General features: G+C 69.5%; 11 protein-coding genes and 1 pseudogene. 1 reads left to right on the top strand and 11 read right to left on the bottom strand.

Annotated elements, in window-relative coordinates:
* From rplB to tuf, 6 genes are all read right to left on the bottom strand, one after another.
* Positions 1–604 (bottom strand): 50S ribosomal protein L2 (gene rplB / locus I53_RS12770; RefSeq protein ID WP_043351250.1); only part of this gene is annotated, 604 nt, incomplete at its 3' end.
* A 25-nt stretch (positions 605–629) separates the two neighbouring features.
* Positions 630–926 carry a 50S ribosomal protein L23 gene (locus I53_RS12765; RefSeq protein ID WP_012319188.1) on the bottom strand — a complete coding sequence of 99 codons (297 nt, stop codon included), beginning with the start codon at positions 924–926 and terminating at the stop codon, positions 630–632.
* Complete coding sequence (gene rplD, locus I53_RS12760; protein WP_043351248.1) at positions 923–1,543, bottom strand: 50S ribosomal protein L4; 621 nt, start codon at positions 1,541–1,543, stop codon at positions 923–925. Before rplD ends, I53_RS12765 begins: the two co-directional genes overlap by 4 nt.
* Positions 1,543–2,268, bottom strand: coding sequence for a 50S ribosomal protein L3 (gene rplC, locus I53_RS12755; protein WP_043351246.1), 726 nt, complete (start codon positions 2,266–2,268; stop codon positions 1,543–1,545). Before rplC ends, rplD begins: the two co-directional genes overlap by 1 nt.
* Before the next feature lie 51 nt (positions 2,269–2,319).
* A complete protein-coding gene (gene rpsJ, locus I53_RS12750; RefSeq protein WP_043351245.1) occupies positions 2,320–2,628 on the bottom strand; it encodes a 30S ribosomal protein S10 in 309 nt (102 codons plus the stop codon).
* An 80-nt stretch (positions 2,629–2,708) separates the two neighbouring features.
* On the bottom strand, positions 2,709–3,899 hold the full coding sequence (gene tuf / locus I53_RS12745; protein WP_043348276.1) for an elongation factor Tu: 1,191 nt from the start codon (positions 3,897–3,899) through the stop codon (positions 2,709–2,711).
* Between the two features lie 309 nt (positions 3,900–4,208).
* On the opposite strand from tuf, the gene I53_RS12740 reads away from it, so the two are divergent.
* Positions 4,209–5,072, top strand: coding sequence for an outer membrane protein (locus I53_RS12740; RefSeq protein ID WP_043351243.1), 864 nt, complete (start codon positions 4,209–4,211; stop codon positions 5,070–5,072).
* Between the two features lie 147 nt (positions 5,073–5,219).
* On the opposite strand, the gene phnN is transcribed toward I53_RS12740, so the two are convergent.
* The 5 genes and pseudogenes from phnN to I53_RS12715 form a co-directional block, all read right to left on the bottom strand.
* Positions 5,220–5,750 carry a phosphonate metabolism protein/1,5-bisphosphokinase (PRPP-forming) PhnN gene (phnN, locus tag I53_RS12735; protein WP_187294348.1) on the bottom strand — a complete coding sequence of 177 codons (531 nt, stop codon included), beginning with the start codon at positions 5,748–5,750 and terminating at the stop codon, positions 5,220–5,222.
* Complete coding sequence (locus tag I53_RS12730; protein WP_043351241.1) at positions 5,750–6,886, bottom strand: alpha-D-ribose 1-methylphosphonate 5-triphosphate diphosphatase; 1,137 nt, start codon at positions 6,884–6,886, stop codon at positions 5,750–5,752. Before I53_RS12730 ends, phnN begins: the two co-directional genes overlap by 1 nt.
* Positions 6,887–6,896: 10 nt before the next feature.
* Positions 6,897–7,604, bottom strand: coding sequence for a phosphonate C-P lyase system protein PhnL (phnL, locus tag I53_RS12725; RefSeq protein WP_043351240.1), 708 nt, complete (start codon positions 7,602–7,604; stop codon positions 6,897–6,899).
* Positions 7,601–8,375 (bottom strand): annotated as a pseudogene (phnK, locus tag I53_RS35745) (phosphonate C-P lyase system protein PhnK). Before phnK ends, phnL begins: the two are co-directional and overlap by 4 nt.
* On the bottom strand, positions 8,372–9,337 hold a 966-nt coding region (locus I53_RS12715; RefSeq protein ID WP_286009581.1), incomplete at its 5' end, for an alpha-D-ribose 1-methylphosphonate 5-phosphate C-P-lyase PhnJ. The gene I53_RS12715 and the pseudogene phnK, both read right to left, overlap by 4 nt.

Below are 9,337 nucleotides of genomic sequence, written 5' to 3'. Positions count from 1 at the left end.
TGTGGTCCGGGTTCGAGACCGCGCCGACGCTGGCGAAGCACTGGCCATGGACCAGGCGCTGCTCGCCGGAGTTCAGGCGCAGGGTCACGTAACCCTGGTCGCGGCCCACGATCTGCGCGTAGTTGCCGGCCGAGCGGGCGATCGCGCCGCCCTTGCCGATCTTCAGCTCGACATTGTGGACGATCGTGCCCACCGGCATCGAGCCGACCGGAGCAGCGTTGCCCGGCTTGATGTCGACGCTCTCGCCGGCCACCACCTTGTCGCCCGGCTGCAGACGCTGCGGGGCCAGGATGTAGCTCTGCTTCCCGTCGGGGAAGTTGATCAGCGCGATGAACGCCGTGCGGTTCGGATCGTACTCGATCCGCTCCACGGTTGCGGCGACGCCGAGCTGCTCGCGCCGCTTGAAGTCGACGTTGCGCAGCACGCGCTTGTGGCCGCCGCCGCGGAAGCGGACGGTAATGCGGCCGAGGTTGTTCCGGCCGCCGGAGGACGACTTGCCCTCCGTCAGCGCCTTCACCGGCTTGCCCTTGTAGAGCTCACGGCGGTCGACGAGCACGAGCTGGCGCAGGCTCGGCGTGACCGGTTTGAATGTCTTCAAGGCCATCGGCTTGGATCCCTAAAACCCGTCCTCAGAGCCCGGTCGTGACGTCGATCGTGTGGCCCTCGGCCAGGGTCACGATCGCCTTCTTCACGTCGGAGCGCTGTCCGCGGAGGCCGCGGAAAATCTTCTTCTTTCCCTTGGTGACAAGGGTGTTCACGGCCGTGACCTTGACGTCGAACAGCTTCTCCACGGCCTCCTTGATCTGAGGCTTGGTCGCCTTGGGGGCGACCCGGAACACGACCTTGTTCTGCTCGGTCAGGTTCGTCGCCTTCTCGGTGATGACCGGGGAGACGACGATGTCGTAGTGGCGCGGATCGGCACTCATTTGAAACGCTCCTCCAGCGCGTCGACGGCGGCCTTCGTCAGGACGAGCGTGTCGCGGCGCAGGATGTCGTAGACGTTGATGCCCTGCACGGGCAGCACGTCGATCTGCGGGATGGCGCGGGCGGCCCGGCCGAAATTCACGTCGACCTCGGCCCCGCCGATGATCAGCGCGTTCGAGAGGCCCATCTTGCCGAAGCGCTCGACGAGACCCTTGGTCTTGTGATCCTCGATCTTGATGTCGTCGACGACGATCAGGGTCGAGGCCTTGGCCTTGGCCGACAGGGCATGACGCAGAGCCAGCGCACGGACCTTCTTGGGCAGGTCGTGGCTGTGGTCACGCGGCACGGGGCCGAAGGCCCGGCCGCCGCCGCGGAACTGCGGCGCCGAGGCCGCGCCGTGACGGGCGTTGCCGGTGCCCTTCTGCTTGTACAGCTTCTTGCGGGTCCGGTTCACGTCCGAGCGGTTCTGCACGGCATGGGTACCGGCGCGCCGCTTGGCGAGCTGCCAGCGGACCATGCGCTGCAGCAGGTCGGCGCGCGGCTCGAGCCCGAAGATCTCTTCGTTGAGCTCGACCGAGCCGGCACCGGCACCGTCGAGGGTTTTGATATCGAGCTTCATCACGCGGTCTCCTCAGCCGCAGCGGCCTCGGGAGCCGGGGCGGACGCGCCGTTCTCACGGAACTTGCCCGGCAGCGGAACGTCGGCGGGGAGCTTGCGCTTCACCGCGTCGCGGATCTGGATCCAGCCGCCGGCCACGCCCGGAACCGCACCCTCTACGAGGATGAGGCCACGCTCGGGATCGGTGCGCACGACGCGCAGGTTCTGGGTCGTGACCCGCTCGACGCCGAGGTGACCCGGCATCTTCTTGTTCTTGAAGGTCTTGCCGGGATCCTGACGACCACCGGTCGAACCGATCGAGCGGTGCGAGATCGACACGCCGTGGGTGGCGCGCAGACCGCCGAAGTTCCAGCGCTTGATACCGCCGGCGAAGCCCTTACCGGTCGTGGTGCCGGTGACATCCACGAACTGGCCGGGGATGAAGTGGTCCGCGGTGATCTCGGCGCCGACCGGGATCAGCGCGTCCTCGGATACGCGGAACTCGGCGAGCTTCTTCTTCGGCTCGACCTTCGCGACCGCGAAGCGGCCCCGCTCGGCGGCCGAGACGTTCTTGACCTTGGCCTTGCCGACGCCGACCTGCAGCGCAACGTAGCCGTTCTTCTCGACGGTGCGGTGGGCAACCACCTGGCACTGGTCGATCTTGAGCACCGTGACGGGGACATGCTCCCCCGCGTCCGTAAAGACGCGGGTCATGCCGACCTTCTGTGCGATGACGCCTGAGCGCATAGGTTCTCTCCCTCGCGCGATGAAACGGTAAGCTCTAAGTCCTCAGCGGACTCAGAGCTTGATCTCCACGTCCACGCCAGCGGCGAGGTCGAGCTTCATCAGCGCGTCCACGGTCTGCGGCGTCGGATCGACGATATCGAGCACACGCTTGTGCGTGCGCATCTCGAACTGCTCGCGCGACTTCTTGTCGATGTGCGGCGAGCGGTTCACGGTGAACTTCTCGATATGCGTCGGGAGCGGGATCGGACCCCGGATGGTCGCGCCGGTGCGCCGGGCCGTGGAGACGATCTCCTTGGTCGACGCATCGAGGATGCGGTGATCGAACGCCTTCAGGCGAATACGGATGTTCTGACCGTTCATGATCCTGGAACCTTGAGAGGGACGGCGGGGTGTGCGGGGCCTTGACCCCGCCGCGCCCTGCTAAGGATGCTTGCTCGAGCTCAATCGTTGATGGCGGCGACGACGCCGGCACCGACGGTGCGGCCGCCCTCGCGGATGGCGAAGCGCAGCTTCTCCTCCATGGCCACCGGCACGATCAGCGCCACGTCCATGGTCACGTTGTCGCCCGGCATCACCATCTCGGTGCCCTCGGGCAGCGTCACGATCCCGGTCACGTCGGTGGTGCGGAAGTAGAACTGCGGCCGGTAGTTGGTGAAGAACGGCGTGTGGCGGCCGCCCTCTTCCTTGGTCAGGATGTAGGCCTCGGCCTTGAACTTGGCGTGCGGCTTCACCGAACCCGGCTTGCACACGACCTGGCCGCGCTCCACGTCCTCGCGCTTCGTGCCGCGCAGCAGCACGCCGACGTTGTCGCCCGCCTGGCCCTGGTCGAGCAGCTTGCGGAACATCTCCACGCCCGTGACCGTCGTGGTCTGCGTGTCGCGGATGCCGACGATCTCCACCGTCTCGCCGACCTTGACGATGCCGCGCTCGACGCGTCCCGTCACCACCGTGCCGCGGCCCGAGATCGAGAACACGTCCTCGATCGGCATCAGGAACGGCAGGTCGATCGGACGCTCCGGCTGCGGGATGTAGGCATCCACCGTCGCCATCAGCGCCAGCACCGCCTCCTTGCCGATCTTCGGCTCCTTGTCCTCAAGCGCCATCAGCGCAGAGCCCTTGGTGATCGGGATGTCGTCGCCGGGGAAGTCGTACTTCGACAGGAGCTCGCGCACCTCCAGCTCGACCAGCTCCAGGAGCTCCTCGTCGTCAACCATGTCGACCTTGTTGAGGAACACCACCAGCGCCGGAACGCCGACCTGGCGCGCCAGAAGGATGTGCTCGCGGGTCTGCGGCATCGGGCCGTCGGCCGCCGAAACCACCAGGATCGCGCCGTCCATCTGCGCCGCGCCCGTGATCATGTTCTTCACGTAGTCGGCGTGCCCGGGGCAATCCACGTGCGCGTAGTGACGGTTCTGCGTCTCGTACTCCACGTGCGCCGTCGAGATCGTGATCCCGCGCGCCTTCTCCTCCGGAGCCTTGTCGATCTGGTCGTAGGCCGTGAACGTCGCCCCGCCCGTCTCCGCCAGAACCTTCGTGATCGCCGCCGTCAACGACGTCTTGCCGTGGTCAACGTGACCAATCGTGCCAATGTTGCAGTGCGGCTTGGTGCGGGAGAACTTTTCCTTGCCCATGATTCCCATTCCTGCGGCGGGGACCACACAAGGGCCCCGAATCCTGGTCAGCCGCCCCGAAGCTCGGACAGGGGCGAAAAACGCGGTCCGCTTAGAGGGTCGGCCGCCAGGGATCAAGCTCCGCGGCGCGCGGGCGCCCGACGACCGGCTCTGCTGTCAAGCCGCGGCCATGAGTCTTGAACGCCGAAACATCAATCACAGGCAGTATCCACGCCGCTTTCGCGCCACAGTGTGGCTTCGCGGGCATAGCGGGATCCGTGCGGCCGAGCTTAAGTGGGGACAACAACGCATCACCTCGGACCCCCCGCCATGATGAAGAAGTTCCTCCTCGCCACCGCCGCGACGGCGCTGGTCACGACGGCCGCTTCGGCCGCCGACCTGCCGCGCCGGGCCGCGCCGCCGCCGGTCTTCACGCCGGTGCCGGTCTTCACCTGGACGGGCTTCTACGCCGGTCTCGAGTCCGCCTACACCTTCACGGATCGTGAGCGCATCACCACGGTCGGCGTCCAGCCGGGCAACGCCACCAATGTGGCCCTCGGCCGCCGTCCCTTCCTGACCTCGACCACGCAGGACGGCTTCGCCAACATCGGCGGCACCGCCGGCTACAACTACCAGTTCACGCCGGGCTCCGGCATCGTCGTCGGTCTCGCCAACAGCATCGACTGGACCGACATCACCAAGAACCGCGTCGTCCTCGGCACCGGCAACGTCGCCGGCGGCCCGCCGAACATCAGCCAGTTCCGCCAGAGCCTCGACTGGCTCGGCACCCTCACGGGCCGCGTCGGCTACGCCTTCGACCGCGTCCTGGTCTACGGGATGGGCGGCCTCGCCTACGGCAACGTGTTCCACGACGCCAACTTCTACACCCCGGGCGGCCGCCTGCAGTTCGCCGGCCGCTACGACGACTTCAAGGTCGGCTACGCCTACGGCGGCGGCATCGAGTTCGCCCTGCCCACCGACAGCTTCCTGAACACCTTCGCGCTCGGCCGCTACATCGGCATCAAGTACGACGCCATCACGGTGAAGGCCGAGTACCTGCACTACGACCTCGGCAGCCAGAACGTGCTCGTCGGCGCGGTCCCGGGTGTCGGCAACGGCGCGTACATCTCGCGCTTCCGCACCGAGGGCAGCATCGTTCGCGCCGGCTTCAACTACAAGTTCGGCGGCCTCTGAGACCGGCGGCGCCGGGGCTTCCCCGGCCGAGACCAACATGGGCGGGTGCCGACATCGGCACCCGCCCTTTTTCGTTGCTCCGGCGCGATCGGTGCATCGGCCGGCGCGACCCGGCCGTCGCACCCGGCGTGGGACGACGATGTCCCGTCAGCAGGCGCGCAGATGCGCGACGAGCCGCGACGCGGCGTCGCCCGGGGAGCCGGTGTTGAGGATCGTCAGATCCGCGACGACGTCGCCCTCCCGGGCGAGACGCGCGGCGAGGTCGCCGTCCTGCGGCCGGCCCCGGGCGGCGATACGCTGCGCCAGGATCTCGGGCGGCGCGGTGACTTCGACGACGCTCACCCGCGGGCAGGTCCTCCGCGCCTCCGCGACGACGCGGCGCGAGACGTTGCAGATCACAACCTGACCGTCGGCGGCGCACCTTCCGGCCTCCGCCGGCAGGGCGTAGCCGAGGCCATGGGCGCGCCAGCTCAAGGTGAAGCGGCCGGCCGCGCAGCCATCCGCGAAGGCAGCCTCGTCGATCTCGTCGTTGTCCTCGTCCGCCGAGGGTGGCCGGGTCACGAGACGCCGCGGGAAGACGTAGCGCGGATCGTCCGCGAGGGCCGCCCGGGCCAGCCGGATCAGCGTGTCCTTGCCGGCTCCGCTCGGGCCGACCACGAGGACGAGGCAGCCCGGCATCAGGCGACCCGCCGGCCGGCGCGCCAGACCTCGCGGACGACCGGCACGCCCTCGGCCCGCTGCACGCGCACGAGATCGGCCCGCAGCCCGGGCGCCAGGGCGCCTCGGTCGGTGAGCCCGGTGGCGCGAGCGGGATTCGCCGTGACGGTGGCCAGCGCCTCGGGCAGCGTGATCGACGGTGCCTGCTCGGGCAGCAGGAAGGCCGCCATCAAGAGGCTCGCCGGCACGTAGTCCGACGAGAGGATGTCGAGGTGCCCGGCCTCGGCCAGCGCCAGGGCGGCGACGTTGCCGGAATGCGAGCCGCCGCGGATCAGGTTCGGCGCGCCCATCATCACGGTGATGCCCTGGCGGTGCGCGGCTTCGGCCGCCTCCAGGGTGGTGGGAAACTCGGCCAGCCGCACGCCTTCGCCGACCGCGAGGTCGACATCCGCCAGGGTGGTGTCGTCGTGGCTCGCCAGCGGGATCCCCATCTCGCGGGCGAACTGGACCAGGGCCGGCCGGTTCTTCGCATTCAGCGACCGACCGTCGCGGATCTTGCGCTCGGTGTTGGCGCGGATCTCCTCCATGGGACGGCCGCCGCGCGTGGCGTAGGTGTAGTACTTCTCCATGTCGCGGAACTGCCGCTGGCCGGGGGTGTGGTCCATGAGCGAGATCAGCCCCACCGGGTAGCGGGCCGTGAAGGTTGCCACCGTGTCGAGCACATCCGTGGAGGGCAATTCGCAGCGCAGATGCGTGAAGTGCTCGGCCCGGAACAGGTCGCCGGCCCGCGCGGCGGCGATGGCGCCGGCGAGCTGCTCCAGCTCGGAGCCGAGGCCGCTGCCGTCCGGGTCGCTGCCGGCGCGGAGCGAATCGAACACCGTGGTGATGCCCGATGCGGTGATCTGCGCGTCGTAGGCGAGCACCGCGCCGAGCGGATGCCAGCGGACCTTGGGCCGCGGCGCGTAGTGGCTCTCCAGATGGTCGGTGTGCAGCTCGATCAGCCCGGGGATCAGGTAATCGCCGCCGCAATCGAGGCCGCGCGCGGGCGCCCGGCCCTCGCCGATCTCGATGATCGCCCCGTCGGAGACGGCGAGCCAGCCGCGCTGCACCCGGTCGGGCAGGACCAGGGTCGCGTTCTCGAGGATGAAGTCGTCCATCGTGAATTCCTCAGGCTGCCCGGGCTTGCGGCGCGAAGCGGGTGACATCGACCACCCGGGTCGCCACAGCCTCGCGCATCTCGCTGTCGTGGAAGATGCCGAGCACGCCGGCGCCGGCCTTCAGCTTCTCGCGCACGAGGTCGGCCACCACGGCGCGGTTCTGCGCGTCCAGGGAGGCGGTCGGCTCGTCGAGGAGCAGGAGCGGCCGGTCGGCGATCAGGCCCCGGGCGATGTTGACCCGCTGCTGCTCGCCTCCCGAGAAGGTCGCGGGCGGCAGGCCCCAGAGCCGCTCGGGCAGGTTGAGCCGGGCGAGGAGGTCCTTGGCCCTGGCGCGGGCGGCCTCTTCGGACAACCCGCCCTCGCGGCCGGCGGCCTCGACCACGTCGAGGGCCGGGACCCGCGGGATCACCCGCAGGAACTGCGACACGTAGGCGATGACCCGCGCCCGCAGCGCCAGGACCACTCGCGGATCGGCCCGGACGACGTCCACCATGGCCTCGCCGTCGCGGACCCGGATGGCGCCGGCATCGCAGCGGTAATTGCCGTAGGCCATCTTCAGGAGCGAGGACTTGCCCGCCCCCGAGGGGCCGCCGAGCACCACGCACTCGCCGGGCTCGACCACGAGGCTCACGCCGCCCACCACCGGCAGGACGATCCCGCCGCGCAGGTGCAGGGTGAAGCTCTTGGCGACGTCCTGGAAGGTCAGAAGCGCAGTCATGCGGCGAGCACCGAGGCGACGAGGAGCTGGGTGTAGGCGTGCTCGGGATCGTCGAGCACCCGGTCGGTGAGGCCGGTCTCGATCACCCGGCCGGCCCGCATCACGGCGATCCGGTGCGAGAGCAGCCGCGCCACCCCGAGGTCGTGGGTCACGATGATCACCGCGAGGCCGAGCTCGGCCGAGAGCCGCCGGATCAGGTCGAGGAGCCGGGCCTGGACCGAGACGTCGAGGCCGGAGGTCGGCTCATCCATCAGCACGAGGCGCGGCCCGGTGACGAGGTTGCGGGCGATCTGGAGGCGCTGGCGCATGCCGCCGGAGAACTGGCTGGGCGGGTCGTCCACCCGGCCGGCCTCGATCTCGACCCGGCCGAGCCAGTCCAGCGCCTGGCCGCGGATCCGGCCGTAATGGCGCTCGCCCATGCCCATCAGCCGCTCGCCGACATTGCCGCCGGCCGAGACCGCCATGCGCAGGGCCCTGGCGGGCGTCCTGCCGGACGAAGCCCCAGTCGGTGCGCATCAGCCGGCGCAGCGCGGCGGGTCCGAGATCGGCGAGGCTGCGGGTCTGCCCGTCGCGCATCCGGTAGCGGACCTCACCCGAATCGGGCGCCAGCTCGCCGGCGAGCAGCGACAGGAGCGTCGACTTGCCCGAGCCGGACTCGCCCACGATGGCCAGCACCTCGCCCTCCGTGATGTCGAGGTCGATGCCCGCGCAGGCGAGCCGGTTGCCGTAGGTCTTGGTCAGGCCGTGGGCGGAGAGGAGCGGCGCGCTCATCGGGCCGCCTCCGCGACACGGGTCTCGCAGATGTCGGTGTCGGAGCAGATGAACATCCGGCCTCCGGAATCGTCGGTGACCACCTCGTCGAGGTAGTGGCCGCGGGCGCCGCACAGGGCGCAGGGCTGCGTGAATTCCTGCACGCGGAACGGGTGATCCTCGAAATCGAGGCTGCGCACCCGCGTGTAGGGGGGCACCGCGTAGATCCGCCGCTCGCGGCCCGCGCCGAAGAGCTGGAGCGCCGGGCAGTCGTCCATCTTGGGATTGTCGAATTTCGGCGTCGGCGACGGGTCCATCACGTAGCGGCCGGCGACCTCCACCGGGTACGCGTAGGTGGTGGCGATGTGCCCGTGGCGGCTGATGTCCTCGTAGAGCTTGACGTGCATGGCGCCGTACTCGGCCAGCGCGTGGAGCTGGCGCGTCTCGGTCTCGCGGGGTTCGAGGAAGCGCAGGGGCTCGGGGATCGGCACCTGATAGACCAGAATCTGCCCCTCGGTGAGCGGCGCCTCGGGGATGCGGTGGCGGGTCTGGATCACCGTCGCCTCCGTCGTGCGGGTGGTGGTGGCCACCCCGGAGGTCTTGGCGAAGAAGCGGCGGATCGAGACCGCGTTGGTGGTGTCGTCGGCCCCCTGGTCGATGACCTTGAGCACGTCCGATTGCCCGAGGATCGCCGCCGTGACCTGCACGCCGCCGGTGCCCCAGCCGTAGGGCATCGGCATCTCGCGGGAGGCGAAGGGCACCTGGTAGCCCGGCACCGCGATGGCCTTGAGGATGGCGCGGCGGATCATCCGCTTCGTGCCCTCGTCGAGATAGGCGAAGTTGTAGCCGGAGCCGCGCGCGTTTCCTGCCGCGTCGAGGACGGACGCGACGAGCCCACTCTCCCGTTCGGGAGAGGGAACCTGCGCGTCATCCGGCGCGCGGCCCGGAAGCTCCCGGGAAGCGGAGCCACCAAGGAAGGGGGA

Source organism: Methylobacterium sp. B1 (assembly GCF_000333255.1).
Lineage (GTDB): Bacteria > Pseudomonadota > Alphaproteobacteria > Rhizobiales > Beijerinckiaceae > Methylobacterium > Methylobacterium fujisawaense.
Note: the sequence above shows the minus strand (reverse complement) of the source record. Positions and strands in the feature narration are given on the sequence as shown.